Source organism: Dolichospermum heterosporum TAC447 (assembly GCF_024584745.1).
GTDB classification, from domain to species: Bacteria; Cyanobacteriota; Cyanobacteriia; order Cyanobacteriales; family Nostocaceae; genus Dolichospermum; species Dolichospermum heterosporum.
Genome location: NZ_CP099464.1, coordinates 3239895 through 3263529, shown reverse-complemented (window position 1 = coordinate 3263529; position 23635 = coordinate 3239895). Strand labels below are relative to the sequence as shown.

26 protein-coding genes are annotated in these 23635 nt (G+C 37.1%); 14 read left to right on the top strand and 12 right to left on the bottom strand.

Annotated elements, in window-relative coordinates:
- Positions 1 to 312: 312 nt before the first annotated feature.
- Both NG743_RS14705 and NG743_RS14700 read right to left on the bottom strand, forming a co-directional pair.
- Positions 313 to 468, bottom strand: a complete 156-nt coding sequence (locus NG743_RS14705; RefSeq protein ID WP_228043979.1) for a four helix bundle protein — start codon at positions 466 to 468, stop codon at positions 313 to 315.
- A gap of 168 nt (positions 469 to 636) precedes the next feature.
- Complete coding sequence (locus tag NG743_RS14700; protein ID WP_193964040.1) at positions 637 to 1443, bottom strand: endonuclease domain-containing protein; 807 nt, start codon at positions 1441 to 1443, stop codon at positions 637 to 639.
- Positions 1444 to 2227: 784 nt separating this feature from the next.
- Between NG743_RS14700 and NG743_RS14695 the strand changes: the two genes are divergently transcribed.
- The 3 genes from NG743_RS14695 to NG743_RS14685 all read left to right on the top strand — a co-directional run bounded on the left by NG743_RS14695 (position 2228) and on the right by NG743_RS14685 (position 4671).
- On the top strand, positions 2228 to 2575 hold the full coding sequence (locus tag NG743_RS14695) for a slr0373 family blue light stress response protein (protein WP_053537560.1): 348 nt from the start codon (positions 2228 to 2230) through the stop codon (positions 2573 to 2575).
- A 90-nt stretch (positions 2576 to 2665) separates the two neighbouring features.
- Positions 2666 to 4177, top strand: a complete 1512-nt coding sequence (gene ycf46, locus NG743_RS14690) for a stress-responsive protein Ycf46 (protein WP_027403478.1) — start codon at positions 2666 to 2668, stop codon at positions 4175 to 4177.
- Positions 4178 to 4320: 143 nt separating this feature from the next.
- Positions 4321 to 4671, top strand: a complete 351-nt coding sequence (locus NG743_RS14685) for a DUF1257 domain-containing protein (protein ID WP_015081375.1) — start codon at positions 4321 to 4323, stop codon at positions 4669 to 4671.
- A gap of 221 nt (positions 4672 to 4892) precedes the next feature.
- Here the strand turns inward: NG743_RS14685 and NG743_RS14680 are convergent, their stop codons facing one another.
- Together NG743_RS14680 and NG743_RS14675 are read right to left on the bottom strand one after the other, a co-directional pair.
- Positions 4893 to 5336: a type II toxin-antitoxin system VapC family toxin gene (locus tag NG743_RS14680; RefSeq protein ID WP_027403477.1), complete on the bottom strand. Its 444-nt coding sequence runs from the start codon at positions 5334 to 5336 to the stop codon at positions 4893 to 4895.
- Positions 5336 to 5605 (bottom strand): hypothetical protein, encoded by a 270-nt coding sequence (locus NG743_RS14675; protein WP_027403476.1) that lies wholly within the window; start codon positions 5603 to 5605, stop codon positions 5336 to 5338. Before NG743_RS14675 ends, NG743_RS14680 begins: the two co-directional genes overlap by 1 nt.
- A gap of 166 nt (positions 5606 to 5771) precedes the next feature.
- Here NG743_RS14675 and NG743_RS14670 point away from each other — a divergent pair, with 166 nt between their 5' ends.
- From NG743_RS14670 to NG743_RS14645, 6 genes are all read left to right on the top strand, one after another.
- Positions 5772 to 6371 (top strand): hypothetical protein, encoded by a 600-nt coding sequence (locus NG743_RS14670; RefSeq protein WP_152540476.1) that lies wholly within the window; start codon positions 5772 to 5774, stop codon positions 6369 to 6371.
- A 29-nt stretch (positions 6372 to 6400) separates the two neighbouring features.
- Entirely contained in the window at positions 6401 to 7000 is a 600-nt protein-coding gene (locus tag NG743_RS14665) for a CpaE/TadZ family protein (protein WP_257120325.1), read from the top strand.
- 9 nt (positions 7001 to 7009) lie between these two features.
- On the top strand, positions 7010 to 9343 hold the full coding sequence (locus NG743_RS14660) for a hypothetical protein (RefSeq protein WP_257120324.1): 2334 nt from the start codon (positions 7010 to 7012) through the stop codon (positions 9341 to 9343).
- A 297-nt stretch (positions 9344 to 9640) separates the two neighbouring features.
- A complete protein-coding gene (locus tag NG743_RS14655; RefSeq protein WP_027403473.1) occupies positions 9641 to 9913 on the top strand; it encodes a hypothetical protein in 273 nt (90 codons plus the stop codon).
- Complete coding sequence (locus tag NG743_RS14650) at positions 9913 to 10200, top strand: type II toxin-antitoxin system VapC family toxin (protein ID WP_236630611.1); 288 nt, start codon at positions 9913 to 9915, stop codon at positions 10198 to 10200. The genes NG743_RS14655 and NG743_RS14650 overlap by 1 nt, the downstream gene beginning before the upstream one ends.
- A 240-nt stretch (positions 10201 to 10440) precedes the next feature.
- The gene (locus NG743_RS14645) at positions 10441 to 10572 is read left to right on the top strand and encodes a DUF488 family protein (protein WP_080683929.1); all 132 of its coding nucleotides are present in this window, start codon (positions 10441 to 10443) and stop codon (positions 10570 to 10572) included.
- Positions 10573 to 10703: 131 nt separating this feature from the next.
- Here NG743_RS14645 and NG743_RS14640 read toward each other — a convergent pair whose 3' ends face one another.
- Positions 10704 to 11570 (bottom strand): metal ABC transporter permease, encoded by an 867-nt coding sequence (locus tag NG743_RS14640; RefSeq protein ID WP_193964115.1) that lies wholly within the window; start codon positions 11568 to 11570, stop codon positions 10704 to 10706.
- A gap of 116 nt (positions 11571 to 11686) precedes the next feature.
- Positions 11687 to 12508: a metal ABC transporter ATP-binding protein gene (locus NG743_RS14635; protein WP_027403471.1), complete on the bottom strand. Its 822-nt coding sequence runs from the start codon at positions 12506 to 12508 to the stop codon at positions 11687 to 11689.
- 246 nt (positions 12509 to 12754) lie between these two features.
- Here NG743_RS14635 and NG743_RS14630 point away from each other — a divergent pair, with 246 nt between their 5' ends.
- The gene (locus tag NG743_RS14630; RefSeq protein WP_228043971.1) at positions 12755 to 13672 is read left to right on the top strand and encodes a metal ABC transporter substrate-binding protein; all 918 of its coding nucleotides are present in this window, start codon (positions 12755 to 12757) and stop codon (positions 13670 to 13672) included.
- 52 nt (positions 13673 to 13724) lie between these two features.
- On the opposite strand, the gene acsF is transcribed toward NG743_RS14630, so the two are convergent.
- Positions 13725 to 14801 carry a magnesium-protoporphyrin IX monomethyl ester (oxidative) cyclase gene (gene acsF, locus NG743_RS14625; protein ID WP_027403469.1) on the bottom strand — a complete coding sequence of 359 codons (1077 nt, stop codon included), beginning with the start codon at positions 14799 to 14801 and terminating at the stop codon, positions 13725 to 13727.
- Between the two features lie 395 nt (positions 14802 to 15196).
- Between acsF and NG743_RS14620 the strand changes: the two genes are divergently transcribed.
- The 3 genes from NG743_RS14620 (at position 15197) to NG743_RS14610 (ending at position 18064) form a co-directional block, all read left to right on the top strand.
- On the top strand, positions 15197 to 15871 hold the full coding sequence (locus tag NG743_RS14620) for a biliverdin-producing heme oxygenase (protein WP_027403468.1): 675 nt from the start codon (positions 15197 to 15199) through the stop codon (positions 15869 to 15871).
- Positions 15872 to 16118: 247 nt separating this feature from the next.
- Positions 16119 to 17501: an oxygen-independent coproporphyrinogen III oxidase gene (gene hemN / locus NG743_RS14615; RefSeq protein WP_027403467.1), complete on the top strand. Its 1383-nt coding sequence runs from the start codon at positions 16119 to 16121 to the stop codon at positions 17499 to 17501.
- 290 nt (positions 17502 to 17791) lie between these two features.
- On the top strand, positions 17792 to 18064 hold the full coding sequence (locus NG743_RS14610; protein WP_027403466.1) for a GlsB/YeaQ/YmgE family stress response membrane protein: 273 nt from the start codon (positions 17792 to 17794) through the stop codon (positions 18062 to 18064).
- A gap of 269 nt (positions 18065 to 18333) precedes the next feature.
- On the opposite strand, the gene NG743_RS14605 is transcribed toward NG743_RS14610, so the two are convergent.
- Both NG743_RS14605 and psaK read right to left on the bottom strand, forming a co-directional pair.
- On the bottom strand, positions 18334 to 19530 hold the full coding sequence (locus NG743_RS14605; protein ID WP_193964285.1) for a site-2 protease family protein: 1197 nt from the start codon (positions 19528 to 19530) through the stop codon (positions 18334 to 18336).
- Positions 19531 to 19778: 248 nt separating this feature from the next.
- On the bottom strand, positions 19779 to 20027 hold the full coding sequence (gene psaK / locus NG743_RS14600; protein WP_027403464.1) for a photosystem I reaction center subunit PsaK: 249 nt from the start codon (positions 20025 to 20027) through the stop codon (positions 19779 to 19781).
- A 129-nt stretch (positions 20028 to 20156) separates the two neighbouring features.
- Here psaK and NG743_RS14595 point away from each other — a divergent pair, with 129 nt between their 5' ends.
- Positions 20157 to 20810, top strand: coding sequence for a phosphoribosylanthranilate isomerase (locus NG743_RS14595; protein ID WP_193964287.1), 654 nt, complete (start codon positions 20157 to 20159; stop codon positions 20808 to 20810).
- 212 nt (positions 20811 to 21022) lie between these two features.
- Here NG743_RS14595 and folE read toward each other — a convergent pair whose 3' ends face one another.
- The 3 genes from folE to NG743_RS14580 all read right to left on the bottom strand — a co-directional run bounded on the left by folE (position 21023) and on the right by NG743_RS14580 (position 23635).
- Positions 21023 to 21730 carry a GTP cyclohydrolase I FolE gene (folE, locus tag NG743_RS14590; protein WP_027403462.1) on the bottom strand — a complete coding sequence of 236 codons (708 nt, stop codon included), beginning with the start codon at positions 21728 to 21730 and terminating at the stop codon, positions 21023 to 21025.
- Between the two features lie 87 nt (positions 21731 to 21817).
- Complete coding sequence (locus tag NG743_RS14585; protein WP_027403461.1) at positions 21818 to 22543, bottom strand: SDR family oxidoreductase; 726 nt, start codon at positions 22541 to 22543, stop codon at positions 21818 to 21820.
- A 111-nt stretch (positions 22544 to 22654) separates the two neighbouring features.
- Positions 22655 to 23635, bottom strand: coding sequence for an acetyl-CoA carboxylase carboxyltransferase subunit alpha (locus NG743_RS14580; protein ID WP_027403460.1), 981 nt, complete (start codon positions 23633 to 23635; stop codon positions 22655 to 22657).

Here is a 23635-nt window from a genome sequence, read left to right as displayed (position 1 = left end):
AGGTTTTGGCTGATGGTGTCTCAAAATTGGTGCATTTTCCTGGGTCGGATTTGGAAAATTGAGGATATCCAGACAGTTAAAACTGTTCCCAGTTAAGAGTTAAGGTAACACCAAAAAATAAATTACCCAATTTTGTGGGATGGGCATTCTTGCCCGTCCTTGATGATTAGCGGGCAAGATGCCCGCACTACAAGAAATTTTTGGGTATTTTTCTAATTGGAAATCCCTAAGAGTTCCCTGCCCTCACAGACAACTTATTCAGCAAACCCTATATATTTTCCTCTATATCTTCGTCCATATCCTTCAGATATATTAGCACCGAATAGATACAGCACTTCTTCTAACTTGTTGAACCATACCATATAACTCATCCTTGGGAAAAAGTTTAGTGAGGAAATAGCATCTTTGAGCAATATCCATCCCTTTTTGCCAAATTATTAAGTCTTTAAAGTCATTAATATCTGACATTCCTTCTGTTAAGAGTTCCCAGTTAAGGGTTGCCTCTAGTTTAGCATATTAACTCCGGTAGAGCCTGAAAATTTAACTTTTGCCAATTCAATAATCAATAATGAAATACAATTAGTTCTGATAGGATTTCGCATATCTATGACAATATTTTGAAAATAATATATGCTTCTAAAATAGAGTCAACTGTTCCGAACCATCCAAGCCAATTTTGCGAGGCATCCTTTTTTGGTCATCTTTCAGTCCACCTAGGTTTTTGATGTTTTCTAAAATTGTAGGAATGCAATATTCAGTCATTTCTTCTCGGATCTTTTTGGAATTGAAACGAATAGTGCGCCAACCAACAGTCTCAAGATCGTTATCCCTGAGATTATCCTCAGCAATACGGTCTTTGGCTGAATGCCAAGTATCGCCATCTGTCTCTGCATCTATTTTTCCTTTTTCACAGTAAATGGCAAAGTCAAGGAGATAGGTTTTATCTTTAATTTTCTCTTCCTGTTGACGCTCGGCATCTATAGAATAACGCTTGAATTCAGCCCAAAGCTTATCTTCTAATGGGCTTTCGTCCCATAGATCGTTAATTTCGGCTGCATTTATTAGCTTTTCCCAAGTTGTAGGAATGAACAATATACGTCTGAGCCTACGGCTATAGATTGGCTGCGGTAGTTTTTCCATAGGGTGTATGTCTATTTTGTAATAACGTTTCTGACTTTTGGAGTTTGGTGATTCATCAGGAAAAAGCTCATGTCTGAAAGTCTGACTAATAGACTTTATAGAAGCATAGTAATTGACGGCAAATGCCTCATCACGAAAAACTTTTGGCTGATAAAAGGCTAACCATTTTGGTTCCCAAACATTACGTTGTTTAAGACGTTCCACTTGATCAGCAGGAATCCGATACCAGTTTTGCTCACAGGCAATTTTCATGTCCGATTTTGCTGGCATAATTGCTATAAGTACTTCGCCACGCCTTGCCATTTTTAACCTATTCCTAATAACCTCGAAAGTATTCTAGCTATTTAGTTGTCTATTTATCCCGACCTGTGGCAAGAACTATCGCTTATACTTTGACGCAGTTGTCTGTCTTTACCTTTGGTGATTAATCGCTAATCATCAAGGACGGGCAGGACTTGTGCTGAGCTTGTCGTTCGCGTAGCGTGGCGTTAGCCATAGTATGCCCATCCCACAAAATTGGGTAATTTATTCTTTGGCGTTCCCTAAGAGTAAGCCACAAAATAAATGATCCTGTTTTGTCATGCTGAGTGTAGCGAAGAATCTCAAAAGATTCTTCACTACACTTCATTTCGTAATGCCTCTGGCACGCTGCGCGAACAGAATGACATTGGGCTAAATTAAAAATATTAGAAAGCGTCACCGTCAACAATAACCTTAAAACGGCACAGGACGAAGCTAAACGGCGGCAGATAATATTTTCACTAGATTATCACAAAGAGTACATAACGCCTTGTGAAATATATCCAAACAAAATCCAAATCCCCACAAAAATCCTGAAAATCCCTAAATCCTGGACATCCTGATTCAGACACAATCCAAATCTCCAAACAAATCCTGAAAATCCTGAAATCCTAGAAATCCTGATATGGCTTGCGCCACGCTACGCTATCAGACAGAAAAACGTAGTCAACCTAGTTATATTACGAAATGTAACAAAATTGCAGTTAAAACGCTTTACCATCTTGACAACTGAGAAAAGAGCCGATAAGGTGGTATACATACCCGGGTAAGACCACCAGAAAGTTGTATGCAAACTAAGCAAAAGGTTACGTTATATTTATCACCGGAACTGCACAGAAAACTTAAAATTCGTTCTGCCGTTGACTCAGAACCGATGTCAGACCTGGCAGAAAGGGCGCTCAGTTTCTACCTGACCAACTCAGAAGTAGTAGAAGAGATAGAAGCGTCTTCTCATGGACGAACTCACCGGATTTATTCCTGTCCCACCTGTGAAACTTCCCTGGTACTGCGTGATGGTGAACTCGTGAACTTGGGCAACCAACCAGGAATCATCGGACAAGATCATCTATCTATTGATGGTAGAGAAAAAGAAGAAACCCATCCCAAGGGTGAGGAAGAATTAGTTCCTTGTTAGATAGGAATTAATAATGATTAATAGTCTGGCTTAACGCCATGCGATCGCTGATCGGTACTGTCTCTATAAGGTCTCAAGTAGGTCGATAGTATGAAAGAAGAGCTCAATATTTTAATTCAAGCTCAATACCCTTTAATCTACCTTGTGACCTCCGAGGAAGAGCGGGCAGAGCAGTCAATTTTTAAAGTTTCCCAAGACTTAAAACCCCAAAGACGAGTATATATTTGGACAGTAACTCACGGTATCGTCGAGTACGGTCAACCCCGGAATACCACTCAACACAATACTGTCTCTCCCGAAGCAGCCATTGATTGGATTATTCGGCAAAAAGAACCCAGTATATTTATTCTTAAAGATTTACATCCCTTTATTGATGCGCCGGCAACAACCAGATCGCTCCGGGACGCGATCGCTAGTTTTAAAGGAACGCAAAAGAACATTATCTTAATGTCTCCTGTGCAGCAAGTTCCGATTGAATTAGAAAAAGAAGTTGTTGTTTTAGATTTTCAATTGCCTGACATGGCTGAGTTAAATAAGGTTTTAACCGCCCATCAAGAGCAAAATCGTGGACGACGGCTGACAACCGAGGCGCGAGAAAAGCTACTCAGAGCCGCTTTAGGTCTAACTAAAGATGAAGCTGAGAAAGTCTACCGCAAAGCACAGGTAACAACTGGGCAATTAACGGAAAATGAAGTTGATATTGTCTTATCCGAGAAAAAGCAACTCATCCGCCGCAACGGTATCTTGGAGTACATCGAAGAAGATGAAACCATTGATGCTGTGGGTGGCTTGGAAGAATTAAAAACCTGGCTCACCCAACGCTCCAACGCCTTTACAGAAAGAGCGAGAGAGTATGGGTTGCCCCAACCAAAAGGAATGTTAATTCTCGGTGTTCCTGGTTGTGGTAAGTCACTCATTGCCAAAACTACCTCCCGTTTATGGGGTTTACCAATTCTGAGATTAGATATGGGGCGGGTCTACGACGGCTCAATGGTGGGTCGAAGTGAAGCCAACCTGCGGAACGCCCTGAAAACAGCAGAATCAATTTCCCCCACGATTCTGTTTATTGACGAATTGGATAAATCCTTTGCAGGTAGCGGTGGTTCTGGCGATTCTGATGGGGGGACATCAAACAGAATTTTCGGCTCTTTCCTGACTTGGATGCAAGAAAAGAAATCTCCAGTTTTCGTTATGGCGACTGCTAACCGTGTAGAACGCCTACCTGGAGAGTTCTTGAGGAAAGGTCGCTTTGATGAAATTTTCTTTGTGGATCTGCCCACACCGGAAGAACGTCAGGATATCTTCGGTATTCACCTGACCAAACGTCGGGAGGAAATTGCTAGATTTGATCTAGAACAACTAGCAAAAATGTCCGACGGCTTTTCCGGGGCAGAAATTGAACAAGCGATCGTGGCAGCTATGTATGAAGCCTTCGCCCAAGATCGGGAGTTCACACAGTTAGATATTATTGCTGCATTAAAGTCTACTTTGCCGCTGTCACGAACGATGCAAGAACAGGTCACAGCCTTAAGGGACTGGGCTAGACAGCGTGCTAGACCCGCAGCCTCCGCTGTCGCTGAATATCAGCGCATGGAGTTTTAAAAGCTTTCCTCTGCTGTTTGTCAGGGGGAAAGGTTAGTCACAAGGCTAACAGATAGAAAAAAGCCGTTCCCAATTAATGCGGCTTCGCTGAAAAAGAACCGTTGTCGTTTTTCTCATCAATCTTCTTATTGGAGGAAACCCAAATGTCTCACTTTAGCACTCTGCGTACCAAGATCACCGATGCCGAAATTCTTAAGTCTTCTTTGCGCGACTTAGGTATCAGCGTTAAGACTGAAGCTGATGTCCGTGGTTATAACGGTCAGCGTCTCCGTTCCGACATCGTTGCTGTATTGGAAGGCGAGTACGATCTAGGTTGGTCTCGTAACAGTGACGGTTCTTTTGACCTTATTGCTGACTTATGGGGTGTCGCTAAGAAGCACAACCAGACCGAGTTGATCAACTCTATCAATCAAAAATATGCCGTTAACAAGACTTTGGCTGAAGTAAAACAGCGTGGTCTGCAAAATGCCAATGTTAAGTTGGTATTGCAGTAACAATTTCTGTAGCGCGTTCCCAAAGTGAAACGGGTTAACCTTCTAATAAGCGGTTAGCCCGCTTTTTTTTGTCTTTATTTGTCTTTATTTGTCTGAATCAGGATTTACAGGATTTAAGGATGTAGAGGATAAGAACGCAGATAAACGCAGATAAACGCAGATTGTCTGATAGGGAAGCGTGGCGTAGCTATATCAGGATTTCCAGGATTTGAGTACACATTTTAAACCCAAGACTCTAATGCAAAAGAGTAAACTTGCTGAATACGTCGAAAATCATTGTCTGTGGAAACTATAGTTAGATTATAGTGAATGGCGGTAGCCGCTATCCAAAGATCGTTATCTCCAAAGCCTAGAGTTTGGATATTAAATTTTCGCCGTTCTGCTTTTTCTTTAGGACCAAATGTATTAATGAGTTTGCCTTTGAGATCGCCGTAAATGTCTGATATTGATAAATTAATAGGGTAGAGATCAATGGTGTTTAAAAAAGCTTTCACCTGTTGGATATTGGCCGCTGTTTGTTGAGATTTGGCTGCCATGTAAAGTAATTCTCCACGGACAATGACGCTAGTAGCAACGCCGGCTTCGCAGTGGAGTTCTAGCTGTTGGATGAGATTAGTTTCACCAAAAATGAGGCGACTACAGTGATTAGTGTCTAAAAGATACATCAGAATTCAGCTTCAGATCGGGTATCATAAACAAGCTGGAGACATTTCTCAAAGTCATCACCTTGCCAAGTTCCAGCAAATTGTAGCAAATCTTTGGCTTTAGATCCGCGTAATATTGGTTCTCCATCTTGTACAGGAATACTGCTTGATTTAATGGTAGAGGCAGTTATTTTGGTTTTGAGATATTCGAGATAGTCGAGGGTTTGTTCCAGAATAGGTTCTGGTGCGTTTTCAATTGACGCAATGAGTTTTTCTTTAATGGTGGTCATCAAATGTTTAAGTCCTACTAGGAGTTGAGAATTGTAAATACTGAAAATAGTTTTAGCTACTTAATATTATTATTGTACAGTCACTAAAAATATAGAGTACAACTGATTGACTTAAATTGGGTAGTAGTATTATACTGTGTGATATAGTTTACTTTAACTTCATAGTATGAGTTATAAAAAATACTCAAGGCCATCTTTTCGTTACAAAGAATATGAGAAGGCTTCATTAAAACACTTAAAGGCTTGCCAAGCTATGCTTGCTGGTCTGAGTTGTAAAACGACAACTATTTCTGTAGCAGAAAAAGAATATTTACTAATGGATATTTTTTATTTATCCAGTTACACATTAGAGTGTATTATTAATTATGCTATATTAAAATTAATATATAAGCAATCTTATAATAAGTGGCATGATAACGAAAGTGTTCGCAAAGTTGTAGATCCTAATTATAGTTTTGCTTTTAAAAGTAAAGATCAGAATGGCAATAAATATAGGTTTTATATTGAAAGTCATAATTTTTGGAACAATATTGATTTATTAAATCAATTGCTTAGTGGTAATACTATTCCTCTGATTAGTAATAAGAAAAATTTGCCTCCCAATCACATTTCGCCTATTGTATTAGATATGATAGAAAGTTGGGAAGCTAGAAGTAGATATCATACATACCCAAAATATAATGAAAAAGAAATTAGAGATTTGGTAGAATTGACAGAAAAGGTTTATAACGCAATAATAAACCCGCTATCGGGCGTAGGTTTATAAAGATTTAAAAATTCCTCAGAGGTAATGATATGTTGACCTTATTTGAAGAAGCTCAAAACATAGATTTAGAATTAGCTGAATTTCGCAAAAAGAGGCTGATTTCAGATTATAGAATATTTATAAATTTGAATGTAGAAATCGAAGTATATCTTATTACTGAACATAGCGATGGATTACAAAGCTATTTTGATGGCAAAGAAGAAAAATATTGGATAAATTTTAAACCTTTTACTCAAGATGAAATAAGAAACTACCCTGCTCTAGAAAATATTTTCGTAGATGATCAAGATTCTAAAATACATTTAGGTTTAAAATACCGTTTTCATTCTCTTTTAGACAGTGTAGAAAAGATATCTAATAATGATAATGGCTCAGTTTGTCCTGTAGTTAATTTTTACAGCTACAAGGGTGGAATGGGCAGAACTACCACTTTGACCTCTTATGCAATTCATCTTGCTTTAGCTAAAGGTAAAAAGGTAGTCATTATTGATTGTGATTTAGAAGCTCCTGGTTATTTGAATTTCTTCAATTTATCTGAAAATAGAAGTCTGTTAGCAGGAGATAAAAACGGTATTGTAGAATATCTTTTAGATGAACAATTTATAAAAGAAGAGAAACCAAATTTATAAGACTATTATTTGCATTGGAACGATCCAAAAACAGGAGAAGGTGATATTTTTGTATTTCCTGCGGGTAATCTCAGCGATGAATTTACAGACGAAAGTAACACCTATACACACAGAGAACATTATTTACAGGGTCTTGCTCGTTTAGATACAGCTAGTAGAGAAAAAATAATAGAAGGGTTTAAACACTTATTTCAGGAAATAAATAAAGGCTTATTTCGTCCATCATTAGATGAAGAGTCAGAACCAGAAAAAGTAAAACCTGATATTATTTTAATTGATTCAAGAACAGGATTTAATGACATTTTTGGATTTACTGCATTAGCATTATCTGATTTAATTGTTGGTTTTTTTGGCAGTAGTGAACAAACAAAACCAGGTTTGTTATTTTTATTAGAAACATTTTATAAAAATAAAATAGCCAATGATAAGAATAATGAACTTCTTTTAATTAATTCTATTCTGCCAGCGAACCTAAAAGAAGAGTATTTTGCAAAATTTAATAGTAATATTCATGAGATCAAAATAGTCCAAGACCAACGTGATAATTATATGCCTACTGTACTTCCTTTAAGCAGAGTTGATAATTTAGAAGGAATAGGACTATTCAAAAACTCAGCGGAAGAAACTGATCATAATCAGAAAGAAAGGGAATGGATTAATTTTATACTTGGAAAAAGTTATGAAGATTATCAAACAATTTTTAAGATGATTGATGAAATTTCATTTCCTTTAGTACAAGAAATTGATTCAACTGAGATCCAATTAAGAAATGATATTCTCCGTGATTTACAAAACATACTTCCTGATCTTTATGCTGAAGATGTAGTATTAGAACCTAGTAAGTTTTTTTACAGAGATTGTATGAAAGATTTATTTAACACTGATATGTTCATAGTACAGGGTTTTAAAGGTACTGGTAAAACATTTCTTTATAAGGCTTTAAAAGAACAGAAGGAAATTCAAAATGAATTAAAAAAATTGGCAGAAATCAAGGAAGATTTTGAGTTTAACTTTATTGACATAATTTCAGAGAAAGGTAATAAAAAGAATAACAACAAAGATAAGCTATTTGATTTTAAGTCTTTAAAGTTATCAACTATTGAAGATAAAGACTATTATTTCAAATATTTCTGGCTGGTTTATACATGGAATTCTGTGATGCTGGATGCAGCAGATAAATTAGGCTATAATTCTCAACTAAAAGAGATAGTTCAACCAATTAAACCTGATCTAGATACTACTAAAAGATTTAAGGAAATAATTAAAAATGAATCTAAGTTAATAGATATTGAAAAAGACTTAACTAACTTAGACCAATTTTTGAAAAACAAGAAAGTAAAATTAATTGTTCTTTATGACCAATTGGATAATTTAGTAAGACCAGATAATTGGAGTTTTGTTATTTCACCGCTTATAGACTATTGGTGGAACTCACCATTTAAAAATATTTTTTCTAAAATTTTTGTAAGAACTGATTTATTTGACAGAATGAGATTAACTAATACAGAAAGATTAAAATCAAAAACTATTCAGATTGAATGGTCTAGAAATGAAATATATTCTTACTTTTTTAAATTAGTTTTTTCTAATGAGAAATGCAAACAAAATATCTTTGAATTAATGAGAAGAAGCGGAAAATGTGAAGATACTTTTATTCATAAAGTTAAAAGTGATTTAGATAAAAATAAAAATCAACTTATGTTTGAACGAAATATAATTGAACCTTTCATGACAGTATTTTTTGGTGAAGAAGTAAGAGCAAAATGGTCTTTAGGTAAACCTTATGATTGGTTCTATAAAAATTTGAGTAATGCAGATGAAAAAAGCATTAGTCTAAGACCATTCATTAACTTAATAAAAGAATCTGTCAAATTTGCTTCACAAAATGAAACTTCTTACCCACCGATTCTTCATTATGCCTATTATTGTAATTCGCAAAATCGAGCTAAAGCTGTAGAAGCTCATTTCAATGATTTGACAAAAGGAGAGTTTAACCAAGATTTAAGGATAATCTTTGATGATTTAAGAGCGTTTGGGGATGATTATAAACAAATATTTTTAACAAAAGAAGAATTAAATAGTTTTTTAGATGAAGTTTATAAGCGCAATCAAAGTGACTTAGAATCTAAATCAAGCGGTGATTTAATAAAACTTTTAGAAGCTAATGGTATTATACATGAAAATCCTACGCCAGATGGTCAAATTTATAAATTTGCTCAATTGTATCAATATTGGTTAGGGTTAAAAAGTAGAAAATATGAACTTCGTAGTAATAGACAACGTAGCACTAATAAACCTAGCACTAATAACTGGGAAAAACCCAAACCCAAGAAACACCAATAAGAAGAACTATAAAATTCCTCATTTTGCATTAAAAGTAGATAGAGATTGAGTTTTTAATATAGGAAAATTAATCGGGATTAAATAACATGATAGGATTAATCAAAGAATTTGGGTATATTTAAACATCCTGTAAATCCTTAAATTCTGTATATCCTGATATGGCTTGCGCCACGCTACGCTATCAGACAAATGATTTTTGCAATATAGTTTTCAGAAACCCGAATTTATGCTACAATTGTATCGTTATCAAAAATTATTAAAGTAAAAAATATTAATTGTAATTAGGAGGTCAAAATTATGAACTCTCTTGAATTAAGACAAAAAATCGAACAAAATTTATTAACTATTTCACCAGAAAATTTGAAATTTATTGATGAATTTGTGGAATTTATTAAATATAAACAAGAAACAAGTTTATCAGAAAAAACTAACTATAAGCCAGCTTCAGGACGCTCAATTTTACGTCATGCTGGTACATGGGTAGGGGATGACTTGGAAGAATGTCTGAAGTTAGTCTCTGAAACTAGAGGTAAAGTGAAAATTAATAATCGTATTAATCCTTTTGAGTGATGTATCTTTTAGACACTAATCATTGTAGTTTAATTTTTCTAAAAAATCAGCCGGTTCTGGATTATATACAGGAAGTTGGAGAAACCGATATAGCTACTACTATCATAACAGTAGGTGAGCTAACTTATATGGCAGAAAATTCTAGTTATAAGGAAGAAAATTTAACTCGTATTGAGCAATTTATCGCAGATATTAGAATTTATTATGTAGATGATGTAACTGCTAAAATTTATGGACAAATAAAAGCAGGATTAATTAACAAATTTGGACCAAAGCAAAAAACGTAACCGTTCACAGGGGGTGAGAATTTATTAAAAAACTTGAAAGCTTTGTCTGTTGGGTTTTTCAGGCAACTTGACATATTAACGAATGGTTCTTAAATTGGCTGGAAAACGATTTGCAAACCGATATAGAGATTTTGCGAATTTCAAATGACCTAAAAAAATTAAATCTATAACGTTTTTCATGCTGTTTTCGTGGAATCTCATATAGAGCGTTTTTTGTACCCCCCGTGAACGGTTACCACTATTGGTCATTCCAATCATACAATTGAAACATTTATCGAACTGTTACACCAACATCAAGTAACAGCCTTAGCTGACGTGCGTTCTAGTCCCTATAGTCGCCGATTTCCTCAGTTTAAGTTGGTATTGCAGTAACAATTTCTGTAGCGCGTTCCCAAAGTGAAACGGGTTAACCTTCTAATAAGCGGTTAGCCCGCTTTTTTTCTGGGTAAATTTTCCATCAATGCCTGAAACTGGGATAACTGAGGGATATAGACTGAAACTCCCTATAGAATCTCCGCGTCTTTAGACCGGAGACTGTTAATAGGAATCAAAATCCCATGTCGAGGACTAAACAACAAAGCCAACGTAAATAAACCCGAAACCACTAATACAATCGCTGGACCAGAGGGTAAATTATAAAAGTAGCTGAGATACATTCCACTAATACTAGAAATTACCCCAATTACCGCCCCCAAAATCATTACCTCATGTAAACGGTTCACCAATAAATAAGCAGTTGCCCCTGGAGTAATTAAAAGTGATAATACTAAAATTACTCCCACAGCTTTCATACTGGCAACAATTGTTAAAGCAATTAACAACATTAAACCAAAATTTAAGCGATTAACTGGTAAACCGGCAGCTTGTGCGCCCAAAGGATCAAAAGTGTAAAATAACAGTTCTTTGTATAATAAGAAAACTATTATTAAAACAATAGCTGCAATAATAGCAGTGTCTCGGACTTCGTCTCTAGTTACGCCCAAAATATTACCAAAAAGAAAGTGATTCAAATCAATTTTATTATCCTTTTGAATGACTGTAATTAAAGTAATTCCAAGGGCAAAAAAGGCAGAAAAAACTATGCCCATAGCGGCATCTTCTTTAATGGGAGATCGGGTTTTAATTACGGCTATAGCCATTGTACTCAAAACACCGGCAATAAACGCCCCGACAAAGATATTAGCACCAATCATGAAGGCGATCGCTAGTCCTGGTAATACTGAATGACTAATAGCATCACCCAGCAATGCAAGGCGTTGTACCATTAAATAACTACCAACAATGGCACACAATAAGCCTACTAATATGGCGATGATTAAGGAACGCTGCATGAAGCCATATTGCAACGGTTCTATTAGTGCTTGAAACATATTGCTGATTGGGAAACAAATTAATTATCCTAAAATAGTCGGTTAAAACCGACTTTAGCTATAAGACAGGGAATTTATTCCCTGGCTGATTCTGGCTGATTCAAACACATAATAAATTAAGCCGCAAAGTACATAACTTTACCACTATAAGCACGATATAAGTTTTCTTCTGTCAAGACTTGTTGGCGTGAACCTGTGGCAATTACTTCGCAGTTTAGTAAGATTAAATCATCAAAATGGGTGATTGATTCGCCTAAATCATGATTAACTACTAAGACGATTTTATTGTTTTTTGCTAATTCTTCAAAGACTTCAAAAATGATAGCTTGGGTTTTTTGATCTATCCCGACAAAGGGTTCATCAAAACAGAAAATTTCCGCTTCTTGAGTTAACGCCCTGGCTAGAAATACCCGTTGTTGTTGTCCTCCAGAAAGTTCACCAATGGGACGATTTTTTAATTCTTCTATTCCCACTCGTTCTAATGCTTGTTTAGCGATTTGACGGCTAACTGTGGAGAAGCTCCGTAACCATCCTGTTTTTTTGACACGCCCCATCATCACTACATCCCACACAGTAGCGGGGTAATTCCAGTCAATTTGGCTACGTTGTGGTACATAAGCAACTTTTTCTAGTTGCTGCATTAAAGGCTTGCTTTTATATAAAACTTGACCACTACTCATGGGAACTAATCCCAAAATAGCTTTCATTAATGTACTTTTACCCGCGCCATTGGGTCCAAAAATTCCCGTTAGCTTTCCTGGTTTAATTATGCAGTTAACATCCCGAAGTGCTTCTTGTGAGCGGTAATGTACACCTACATGAGTGATGTTAATTGCTGTTGATGAATTCATGTCAATAGATTTGATAATTTGTGCAGGTATATCTACTTGATTTACAGGAGATAGGCTAAATTTTTGGTAAAAAGAGAAGTTTTGCATAACTCTATTTAAAATACTTATTTTTTGAGCTTACCATAAAAATGAGAGAAATATGAGAATATCTATAACTAGAAGTAATCAGTGAGATAAATGAAACTAATAATTAATCCAATGTATGACTTATTACTGAAATCTCTCTCCAAACCTCTACCCTGTGAGGAGAGAGGCTTTTATTCTTACTCCCCTTCCCTCGCAGGGAAGGGGTTGGGGGTTAGGTTCTCTTTACTTAATCCCCTTTGGCTAGGAATGTTCTTATCTTTGGCTTTAATGAGTTGTACTCCCAACTCCCAACCCCAGACAAATACTCAGCCGCAGGTTGTAGCAACAAGTACCATTATTGCTGACTTGGCTGAAGAAATTGGTGGGGAAGAAGTACAGATTACGGGTATTCTTAAACCAGGTGCAGACCCTCACGTTTACGAACCTGTACCCGCAGATAGTCGGGTTTTGGAAAAAGCTAACTTGATTTTGTATAACGGTTACAATTTAGAACCGGGACTGATTAAGTTAATGAATGCAACTGGAGGGAAAGTAAAAAAAATCCCTGTGGGGGAAGTTGTTATATCTTTAAAGTTAGATAAAGGTAAAGGACAAATTGTTCCAGATCCTCACGTTTGGGGCAGTGCAGAAAATGTTATATCTATGGTGAAAGCCATTCGAGATAGTTTAATTGAATTGTCACCAGAGGACAAAAATAAATTTACTCAAAATGCCCAAAAGCTAACTGATGAATTACAGCAATTACATATTTGGATTCTTCAAGAAATTCAAACAATTCCCGCAGATAAACGGAAACTCATCACTACCCATGATGCTTTTCAATATTATGGAAATGCTTATAAAATAGCGATCGCTGGAACTTTAATTGGCATTAGTACGGAAGAACAACCCAGCGCCCAAACCGTGAAAAAGTTAGTAGAGTCAATTAAAAAAATCGGTGTTCCTGCCATATTTGCTGAAACAACAATTAATCCAGCTTTAATTAAAACAGTAGCCGAAGAAGCCGGAGTAAAATTAGCACCAACTTCACTTTATTCTGATTCTATTGGGGCAAAGGGTAGTAATGGCGATACTTATATAAAGATGATGGCAGCAAATACCCGCGCTATTGTTGAAGCATTGGGGGGAAAATATACGCCATTGCAATTAAAAAGTGAAAAATAAGGATTAGATCCCCGACTTCTCGAAGAAGTCGGGGATCTGATTGATTGATTAATTAACAAACTTGTTCACGAGTTGCTTCTGTGTTGATGGGTTTAATCAGAAAAATCTTGAACATATACCAAAAAATCATTAAAGTCAAGGGAATTTTTTGGATAAATTTCACAATTCCCCAATCATTAATTTGATTGAGATCAATTATTTTCTGATTATACAATGCACATTGTTCCAAATACCAGAAAAAGTATGGGTGATTGGTATTTAAAATAATTGGAAATGCCTTAGCTGCGGTTTTGTTGGTTTCCTCAATTACTTGAGTATTATATTTACGAGGGTGCATACCTAAGATTTCATAGAAATTCCCTCTTTCAAATACTGTCATAGTGTGGGTAGCGAATACAGTTAATAGGAAGAATCGCACCCATAGCCGAGATTTCCAATTATTCCATAACTGGGGTTGAGAACGTAACAAAGCCTTGAAAAAATCACCGTGTCTATTCTCATCTTGACACCAACTTTCAAACTTTCTAAATAGAGGATAAAACTGGTACTCTGGATTTTTTTCCATATGGCGAAATACCAAAATGTAACGCCAATAACCGATTTTTTCCGATAGGTAAACTGTGTAAATAACCCACTCGATTGGGAAAAATGTATAGGTACGATTTTTAGTGAGATAACTCAAGTCAAGGGAAAGGTTAAAATCTGCCATTGACTTATTCAAAAAGCCAGCATGACGGGCTTCATCTCGCGCTAAATAAGCAAATGCTTCTGATAGCAAAGGGTTACTATCCTTGAGACGACGAGATAATTCTTTAAATAGTAAAAACCCAGAGAATTCCGAAGTACAAGAACGTTCTAAAAAGTCAATAAAAGCAAGTCGTTTTTCACCAACAATGTGATCCCAACCTTGCTTAAATTCATCATCTCGCACAAAGTGATGACGGTTATAATCAGCCTTGAGTTCGTCAATTACAGCCCTTAATTCCGTTTCATACCCAGAAATATCCATTTTTGCCACCGTATCAAAGTCAGTGGTATAAAACCTGGGTGTTAATAATGTTTCTTGAACTGGTGTTTTTACACCCGATTTCGATAAATCAAGTGGCGGTTTATCCAACGATTTAACCATAAGTAGTCCCTTTACCATTATCTGCCTTAAAATTATATAAGCATAAATATTTGTTATTAGTCATCAGTTAAATTATTGAAACTAATTCTTACAAAAATACTGAATTATTCTTGATTTTCGTATAGTTTAAATACCTATTTACGGGACAAATGTATTTATGAAACCATAAATAAATATGAATACTCTTATAGTTATACAAAGAATAATAGTTAAATAATTTTAGGAGCAGTAGAAATAGCCGAAATCCACATCGGTAGTAATTTGTGCTAGAGAAATTATTCTCAAAACCCTATTCCCACAGAATAGCAATTTTCCTGTGATGATAACGACGGTGAACTGATAAACAAGTCGTTGAAATTTGCAAACCCTGACACATAAACAAGAAGGAACTAAGAATGAGTAATGATTTAGCAATGAAACTGCGTGTAGGAACTCAACAAGCACATACAGATTCAGAAAATCTCGGCTTCATGAAATGTTTTGTGCAAGGAGTTGTAGATAGAGATTGTTTCATTCAATTGTTGAGAAATTTCTATTTTGTTTATAGTGAACTAGAAACAGCAATCGAGAAACATAAACAGCATCCTGTGATTAGTTTGATTTATTTTCCCGAACTAAATCGCCAATCTTCCCTAGAGCAAGATATGTTATTTTATTATGGGAGTCAATGGTACAAGCGCATCACCCCTTCACCTGCTGCTCAAGCCTATATTGCGCGTATCCAACAAATTTCCACTCATGAACCTGCACTATTGTTAGCTCATTCCTATACTCGTTATTTGGGTGATCTTTCTGGTGGACAAATGCTCCAAAAAATTGCTCAGTCAGCCTTAAAACTTTCTGGATATGAAGGAACTGCATTTTACAATTTTCAGCAAATTCCAGACAAGCAGGCTTTCAAAGGAAAGTATCGTCAAGCATTAGATAAAGTTAATATTGATGATACAACCGCTGACAAAATTGTAGCAGAAGCTAACCATGCTTTTAAGTTAAATATGCAGATACTTCAAGAATTGGAAAGTATCTTAATCGAAGCTCTTGGTAGAGCCACTTACAATGATTTAGTTTAAGTCACTGCATAATTTACAAAAATATAATTCATCACCCAATTAACTTTAGCAACGATGAATTATATAAAAATCCATTCTCTTCCTCTGTGTTCTCTGTGCCTCTGTGGTTCGTCAAAAAATAATGCTAACTACAAACAAATAGAATAAATATATTCTATTTGCTAAATCCTAAATTACAACATTAAATCGGGAAAATTGATTACTTCCCAACAACACAGAAATATACTCACATTTATTGGAGACTGTAATGGTTTTTCTATTACCTGGCGTTAAGTTTGATTTTGATCTAATTCAAAAGTATGATACTCGCGCTCCTAGATACACGAGTTATCCCCCAGCAACAGAATTAAGTGAAAATTTCACCGCAAGAGAGTTTCAATCTGCAATTACCGCTTCCAATCAACGAAAAACTCCCCTATCTTTGTATTTTCATATTCCTTTTTGCCAAAGTGCTTGCTATTTCTGTGGTTGCAATACGGTAATTACCAATAACAAGAATATGGCTATTCCATATCTAGAACATTTGGAACAGGAAATCAAAAATACTTCAGCTTTAATTGATAAAGATAGAAAGGTACTTCAGATTCATTGGGGTGGAGGTACACCAAATTATTTAGAACTTAATCAAGTAGAATTCCTGTGGAAAAGTATTACCCATAATTTTCAAATTGCTTCAGATGCAGAAGTATCTATTGAAATTAACCCCCGCTATGTGACTAGAGATTACATCTTGTTTCTGAGGGATATTGGCTTTAATCGTATTAGTTTTGGTATTCAAGATTTTAACCCAGAAGTACAAAAAGCAGTGAATCGCATTCAACCAGAATCATTGCTATTTGATGTGATGAGTTGGATTAAGGAGGCTAAATTTGATAGTGTGAATGTAGACTTAATTTATGGTTTACCCTATCAAACTCTTGATACTTTTCGGGAAACATTACACAAGACAATGACGTTAGATGCTGATAGAATTGTTGTGTTCAATTTTGCCTATGTGCCTTGGATTAAACCTGTGCAAAAAATGATTCTTCAAGACGCATTACCGGGAGCAGAAGAAAAGTTAGATATTCTCAAAATGACAATTGAGGAATTAACTAATAACGAGTACCTGTTTATTGGCATGGATCATTTTGCTAAAAATAATAACGAATTAGCGATCGCTCAACGTCATGGTACACTAAAACGTAATTTCCAAGGTTATACTACCCATGCAGAAACCGAATTATTTGGGTTTGGGGCTACATCTATTAGTATGTTAGAAGATGCCTATGCTCAAAACCACAAGGAATTAAAGGATTATTACAAAGCAGTTGCGAGTGGTGTAATTCCTACTAGTAAAGGTATTAAACTCACTCAAGATGACATTATTAGACGGGATGTAATTATGTCCATAATGTCTCACTTTCAACTAAATAAGTTAGAAATTGAACAGAAGTATCATATCAATTTTGATAGATATTTCTCCTATGAACTCAAAGAATTAGCACCTCTACAAGCTGATGGATTAGTAAATGTCTTAGCTGATGAAATCCATATTACTGATATTGGCAGATTGCTAGTTAGAAATATTGCGGTTGTTTTCGATACTCATACAAGAACTAGAGAGACAAAATTCTCTCGTTCTATTTAATTAGAATTGCTATGCAATACTACTCGGTTAAGACTAAAAAACATTATATGGTAGGTTTGGTTAACGCAAAGAAACCCAACATTATCAAGAATTTTGTTGAGTTTTGCTGTGGCTTAAACCAACCTACATTTTATTAACCGAGCAGTATTAAATTGGTATGTGTGATGATTTATGAAGAGAACAAAACTACATACCTTTTGATTTATATAGTTTACGTCATTAGATAGAAATAAATAATATGAAGCTTTGATAAATTTAACATAACTTGAGTCAAATTTTTGAGGACATCCATGAATATTATTACTTGGATAATTTTAGGACTATTAGCTGGTGTAATTGCCAAATCAATCTATCCTGGTTATCAAGGTGGGGGGATGATATCCACCATGATATTAGGTATTGTTGGTGCTTTTATCGGTGGAACTTTATTTACTCTCATTCGTACAGGGACCTTACAACTTACATCTGCATCTTTAAGTATTCCTGGAGTAGTAGTGGCAGTTATAGGGGCAATTATTGCGATTTATTTATGGGGGTTATGGCAAAGAAGCAGCAGAGTATAACTTAACAATAGTTAGGATGATAAATTTTGTTTTTTAGGTGAAAGTTTGCAGGAGCTAAAATCATGCTTTTTCACAAAAAAGAATCAATTCACCCTGTCAAAGTTGAGTGAATGTCTTTTTGGTAATATTCAACCAGATGAAACTGTCTGCTAAATAAAAATTTTATTGTCAGAATCAGGATTTACAGGATTTAAGGATTTACAGGATTTATTAATCATCAAGCATCCTTAATCCTGATTATCCTGATATGGCTACGGTATCAGACATTTTTATGGTTCTACAGACTTTGCTATTACCCCTAATTGTAAACCTGGGGGAAAGCTCCCTTCCTCCTTAATTCGTTTAATTTCCGCAGCAGTAATTGGCAAATTTAACTTTTGTGCTAATGCTTGGACAATATCCCCTCTATCAATGACACCAGCAACAGCATCCGCAGGAGAAAGAACAGTAATTTGAGATAGTTGTTCGGTTTCTAATTTCCTAATTACCTCAGCCAAAGAAGCGGATTCAATCACAGTGGGAATTGTCGTCAAAGGGTGAACAATAGTTTGTAAAGTTTGAGTTTCCCATTCACTTCTTTGCGTTGTCCGCAAGTCATTAATTTTAACTAAACCCCGATAACGACCATCAGCAGCCGCAAAATAAACTTGCGATGTAGTAGTTTCTAAAAGATATAAATCAGCAAATTCTCGCAATGTTTGATTGGCATCAACTACCCGAAAATTACGAGTCATGCCATCGGCTGCTACTAACTTGAGTAAGGTTTCTTGTAATGTGGTGACACGGTCATAACTCTTAGCATTGCGGACTGCAAACCAGCCGATCAAAACCATCCATAAACCCGTGATAAATTCTCTGGTAAAGAAGTCAATCGCAAACCCCAAAGCGATCGCACAATAACCTAAAATTTGTCCAGCTTTTGCTGCCCAGTGTACCGCTAGAAAACGATCGCCTGTAACTTTCCACAAAGCCGCTTTTAATACCTGTCCGCCATCCAAAGGCAAACCAGGAATTAAATTAAATAAAGCCACCACCAAGTTAATCCTCGATAAATCTCCCGTCATTTCATTTAAGGGGTTACTATCAGGAATCAAACTTGAACCTAGACGCAGTAAGAAAAATAGAATCACACTTACCGCCGGACCAGCGATCGCCACCTGAAAAGCCTGACCAGGAGTTTTTGACTCCTCCTCAATTGCCGCCACCCCCCCAAACAAAAACAAAGTAATTGAATTCACCTTAATACCTTGGGATTGTGCAACCAAGCTATGTCCCAACTCATGTAGCAGCACCGAAGCAAATAACAGCAGTGCCATCATCAAACCAGCACTCCAACCCGCAATAGCCCCCCATTGCTGATAAGCTAACCCAAAATTGAGAGTTGTTAACCCCAAAATCACAAACCATAAGGGGTCTAAAAATAAAGGAATGCCAAATAAAGAACCTATTTGCCAATTTGTTTGCATTATTAGATATTTCCAGAAATTCTTTTATAGACAGAAATGTATGTATAAGTAGGTGAACACAATAAAACCAAACTATGTAAAGAAACGTAAAATCGCCCAAACCCTCTTCACTCTTGCCTCTTGCCTCTTGCCTTACTATAACGACAATTTTCAACGCCAACCTACTTAACTCTAGGATAAACAATTTTAAATAGCATAGATCCCCGACTTCTCCAAGAAGTCGGGGATCTGGAATTTGTTAATCTAACTTACAAACGACCAATATTAGTCAGTCCTAACACAATACCAATACCAATTACATGACCAAAAGCCATTGCTCCAATGAATCCTGGTACACTTACAGGCAATACAGGCATCGCGGGTCCAACTTTAGCAGATTTCAGTGCGAAAGTAAATAATAATACAACTGCGCTGCTGGCACTGATAATGATACCGACCGTAGGACTCCACACTGGTGTAACAGGAACGGATGCTGCGGCTAATAAAATTGATGACATGAAATTGTTTTCTCCTAAATGAAAAAATGAATATAGTCCTACAGAATTATAAAATTACCCAGGACAAAGCAAAAGTCTTTAACTTGAATTAAGATACTTTTGTGATTATTTGTAACTTTTCTGATAGAAATGCGGGTTAAAATTTGCGGTATTACTCAACCAGAGCAGTCTCTAGCTATAGCTGCCTTGGGTGCAACAGCACTAGGATTTATCTGTGTTCCCACTTCTCCTCGTTACGTTACCATAGCCCAAATTCAGGCAGCCATAGCTGCACTGGCTGAAGGCAACGCCCCGATTTCCAAAAATATTGATAAAATCGGCGTTTTTGCTAACACTACTATTTCTGAAATTAGTCAAATAGTCAAAAAGTCTGGTTTAACCGGTGTCCAGCTACATGGAGACGAAACACCAGAATTTTGCCAGCAATTACGTCAATCCCTACCCCAAGTGGAAATCATCAAAGCCTTGCGAGTCCGCAGTTTAGAGCATCTACAAACCACCATACATTACACCGATTATGTAGATACTCTACTACTTGATGCTTACCATCCCCAACAACTAGGAGGAACAGGACAAACCTTAGATTGGCATCAACTAAATCAGCAATTTAGCCCTAATCTTCCTTGGTTCTTAGCCGGAGGACTCACACCAGATAATATTTTGACTGCTTTAAGTCAAATTAAACCCAATGGTATTGATCTATCTAGTGGTGTCGAACATTCACCAGGTAACAAAGATTTAGATAAAGTAGCCCTATTATTTCAAAAGTTAGAGAATTGGTAATTGGTAATTGGTAATTGGTAATTGGTAATTGGTAATTGGTAATTGGTAATAGGCAATAGGCAATAGGCAATAGAAAGATAAATAATCTCCCTGCCCCCTACTCCCCCTACTCCCCCTACTCCCCCTACTCCCCCTACTCCCCCTACTCCCCCTACTCCCCCTACTCCCCCCCTACTCCCCCTACTCCCCCTACTCCCTACCCCTATCCCGCATTAAAATAATGACGCTTGATGACGAATCAAGTTGAAAAATTCTTCACGGGTTTTGTGTTGTTCTTGGAAAATACCTACCATCGAACTGGTAACTGTCCAAGAACCAGGTTTTTGAACCCCCCGCATCACCATACACATATGAGTAGCTTCCATGACTACAGCCACACCTTTGGGTTCGAGGACTGCTTGTAGTGCCTCAGCAATTTGTCGAGTTAGTCTTTCTTGAACTTGCAATCGGCGAGAATACATTTCCACAATTCTTGCCAGTTTGCTTAATCCTACAACTTTTTGATTGGGAATATAAGCAACGTGCGCTCTACCCATGAATGGCAGCATATGATGTTCACACAGGCTAAAGAAGTTAATGTCTCTTACCAAAACCATTTCATCATGTCCTTCATCAAATATCGCACCATTGATGAGGTCTTCTAGAGATTGATTGTAGCCGCTGGTAAGAAATTTCATCGCCTTAGCTACGCGCTTAGGTGTTTTTAGCAGCCCTTCCCGTTCAGGGTCTTCTCCTAATCCCACTAACATTGTCCGCACAGCTTGCATCATCTCATCCATTGTTTCTTCCGAGGGTGGATGTATTTCTGGTTCTTTGCCATTATGGGTATTGCGGTCTGGTCGGACATTGATAGCTTCTGCTAAATCAGGAATCAGAGGCGATTGCGAGGTATTAGAACCGTTTGAACCAGCGATAGTCATGATTAAATTTTAGTAATTTTTCAGTTGTCAGTTGTCAGTCGTCAGTGGTAATTAATCATTTAAAGGGATAAATGAGGAAATTACCAATTAGAGAACGCCAGCATTAGACATAATCGTCAATTCTTCAATTACTGCTTCTTGTGGTAATAAGACAGTATGTAAAATTGTTGTTGCCACAATTTCTGGAGTTAACATTTGGGAACGGTCAAAGTTAGCCTGGACGGTTGGAGTATCCCAAATTGCCGTATTGACAGAACCAGGACAAATGGCAATGACGCGAATACCATTAGCCCGTTCTTCTTGTGCGAGGGTTTGGGAAAGGAAAAGAAGTCCTGCTTTGCTGACGCAGTAAGCACCCCAACCTGGAAAGGTTTGTTTGGCTGCTATAGAAGCAATGTTAATAATTGTGCCTTGCCCTTGTTGGCGCATTCCTGGCAAAATTCCCATCATGCACTGAAAGACACTGGTGAGGTTCAAGTCAATGACTTGTTGCCAGTCTTCCAAGGGTGTTTCACTCAGGTTGCCTGTATATCCAATTCCAGCGTTATTAATGAGAATATTTATGTTGCCAAATTCGTCAGCTATTCCTTGAATTTTGGATTTAACTTGGGTAACTTCAGCTAAGTCTAGACAAAAGGCTTGGGCTTCTACTCCTAACTCCTGTGCGGCTCTAGCTACAGACTCTAGTTTATCCTGAGAACGGCTGACTAATGCTACATCTATTCCAGCTTTTGCAAATGCTAAAGCTGTTGCTCTGCCAATTCCGCTACTAGCACCAGTAATTAAGGCGCGTCTTTTTTGCTCAGAATTCATAAAATCAAGTAAATACAAATGCCTATAGCTCTTGAAGATTGTTAAAAATCTTTAAGCAGCCATAGGCAATTATAGCATTGCTATTATTCTATACCATTTTCTTGAGTATTTTTAGTGGGCAAGTTCTGTGAAAACGCCGATATTACGGAATTTATCATAACGGAGTTGGCGGCGCTCCGCTGGGGTGAGACGATTGAGTTCGTCTAAGTTTTCCACTAAGGCTTGTTTTAAGTTGGTAGCCGCTGTTAAGGGGTCTGAGTGTGCGCCACCCAAGGGTTCAGGGAGGATTTGGTCAATAATACCCAAGTTTTTGAGGTCGTGGGAGATGATTTTCAGGGCTACGGCGGCTAAGTGAGATTTACTGGCATCTTTCCACAAAATTGCGGCACAGGCTTCCGGGGTAGCTACGGTGTAAACTGAGTGTTCAAACATCAGTAGACGATCGCCTACACCAATACCCAAAGCCCCGCCAGATCCACCTTCACCGATAACTGTACAAATGATGGGTACGTCAAAACTGAACATTTCTCGCAGGTTATAGGCGATCGCCTCTCCTTGTCCTTGATGTTCGGCTTCGATGCCTGCCCAAGCCCCAGGAGTATCAATAAAGGTCAAAATTGGCATACTAAATTTATTGGCGTGTTCCATGAGGCGCAGAGCCTTCCGGTAGCCACCAGGAGCAGCCATACCAAAGTTGCGGGCAACGTTGTCTTTAGTATCTCGACCTTTTTGATGTCCTAACATCATCACTGGTTGTCCAGCTATGCGACCAACGCCACCAACTAAAGCCGGATCATCGCTACCACAGCGATCGCCATGTAATTCCATCCATTCATCGCTGATAGACTGGATATAATCTAAAGTGCTAGGGCGGCGGGGATGACGAGCTACCTGCAATCGTTGAGATGGTGTCAGACTGCTAAAAATCTCCTCCCGCAATTGCGTCGCCCGCGTCTCTAGTTGGCGAATTTGTCCAGAAACATCAACACCATTTTCTTCAGCTAATTGGCGAATTTGGTCAATCCGAGTAGCCAGTTCTGCTAAAGGCTTTTCAAAATCTAACAGTAGCGGTTTGCGCTCAGTGGTTGCCAT

Excerpts from the sequence above, each read along its gene's own strand:
- NG743_RS14700 (WP_193964040.1), bottom strand. The coding sequence starts at position 1,443 with ATGGCAAGGCGTGGCGAAGTACTTATAGCAATTATGCCAGCAAAATCG.
- acsF (WP_027403469.1), bottom strand. The coding sequence starts at position 14,801 with ATGGTTAAATCGTTGGATAAACCGCCACTTGATTTATCGAAATCGGGT.
- NG743_RS14635 (WP_027403471.1), bottom strand. The coding sequence starts at position 12,508 with ATGCAAAACTTCTCTTTTTACCAAAAATTTAGCCTATCTCCTGTAAAT.
- NG743_RS14640 (WP_193964115.1), bottom strand. The coding sequence starts at position 11,570 with ATGTTTCAAGCACTAATAGAACCGTTGCAATATGGCTTCATGCAGCGT.
- ycf46 (WP_027403478.1), top strand. The coding sequence starts at position 2,666 with ATGAAAGAAGAGCTCAATATTTTAATTCAAGCTCAATACCCTTTAATC.
- NG743_RS14705 (WP_228043979.1), bottom strand. The coding sequence starts at position 468 with ATGTCAGATATTAATGACTTTAAAGACTTAATAATTTGGCAAAAAGGG.
- NG743_RS14605 (WP_193964285.1), bottom strand. The coding sequence starts at position 19,530 with ATGCAAACAAATTGGCAAATAGGTTCTTTATTTGGCATTCCTTTATTT.
- psaK (WP_027403464.1), bottom strand. The coding sequence starts at position 20,027 with ATGTCATCAATTTTATTAGCCGCAGCATCCGTTCCTGTTACACCAGTG.
- NG743_RS14695 (WP_053537560.1), top strand. The coding sequence starts at position 2,228 with ATGCAAACTAAGCAAAAGGTTACGTTATATTTATCACCGGAACTGCAC.
- NG743_RS14675 (WP_027403476.1), bottom strand. The coding sequence starts at position 5,605 with ATGACCACCATTAAAGAAAAACTCATTGCGTCAATTGAAAACGCACCA.
- NG743_RS14620 (WP_027403468.1), top strand. The coding sequence starts at position 15,197 with ATGAGTAATGATTTAGCAATGAAACTGCGTGTAGGAACTCAACAAGCA.
- NG743_RS14685 (WP_015081375.1), top strand. The coding sequence starts at position 4,321 with ATGTCTCACTTTAGCACTCTGCGTACCAAGATCACCGATGCCGAAATT.
- NG743_RS14580 (WP_027403460.1), bottom strand. The coding sequence starts at position 23,635 with ATGGCAACCACTGAGCGCAAACCGCTACTGTTAGATTTTGAAAAGCCT.
- NG743_RS14680 (WP_027403477.1), bottom strand. The coding sequence starts at position 5,336 with ATGTATCTTTTAGACACTAATCACTGTAGTCGCCTCATTTTTGGTGAA.
- NG743_RS14610 (WP_027403466.1), top strand. The coding sequence starts at position 17,792 with ATGAATATTATTACTTGGATAATTTTAGGACTATTAGCTGGTGTAATT.
- NG743_RS14655 (WP_027403473.1), top strand. The coding sequence starts at position 9,641 with ATGAACTCTCTTGAATTAAGACAAAAAATCGAACAAAATTTATTAACT.
- hemN (WP_027403467.1), top strand. The coding sequence starts at position 16,119 with ATGGTTTTTCTATTACCTGGCGTTAAGTTTGATTTTGATCTAATTCAA.
- NG743_RS14650 (WP_236630611.1), top strand. The coding sequence starts at position 9,913 with ATGTATCTTTTAGACACTAATCATTGTAGTTTAATTTTTCTAAAAAAT.
- NG743_RS14665 (WP_257120325.1), top strand. The coding sequence starts at position 6,401 with ATGTTGACCTTATTTGAAGAAGCTCAAAACATAGATTTAGAATTAGCT.
- NG743_RS14630 (WP_228043971.1), top strand. The coding sequence starts at position 12,755 with ATGTTCTTATCTTTGGCTTTAATGAGTTGTACTCCCAACTCCCAACCC.
- NG743_RS14670 (WP_152540476.1), top strand. The coding sequence starts at position 5,772 with ATGAGTTATAAAAAATACTCAAGGCCATCTTTTCGTTACAAAGAATAT.
- NG743_RS14585 (WP_027403461.1), bottom strand. The coding sequence starts at position 22,543 with ATGAATTCTGAGCAAAAAAGACGCGCCTTAATTACTGGTGCTAGTAGC.
- folE (WP_027403462.1), bottom strand. The coding sequence starts at position 21,730 with ATGACTATCGCTGGTTCAAACGGTTCTAATACCTCGCAATCGCCTCTG.
- NG743_RS14595 (WP_193964287.1), top strand. The coding sequence starts at position 20,157 with ATGCGGGTTAAAATTTGCGGTATTACTCAACCAGAGCAGTCTCTAGCT.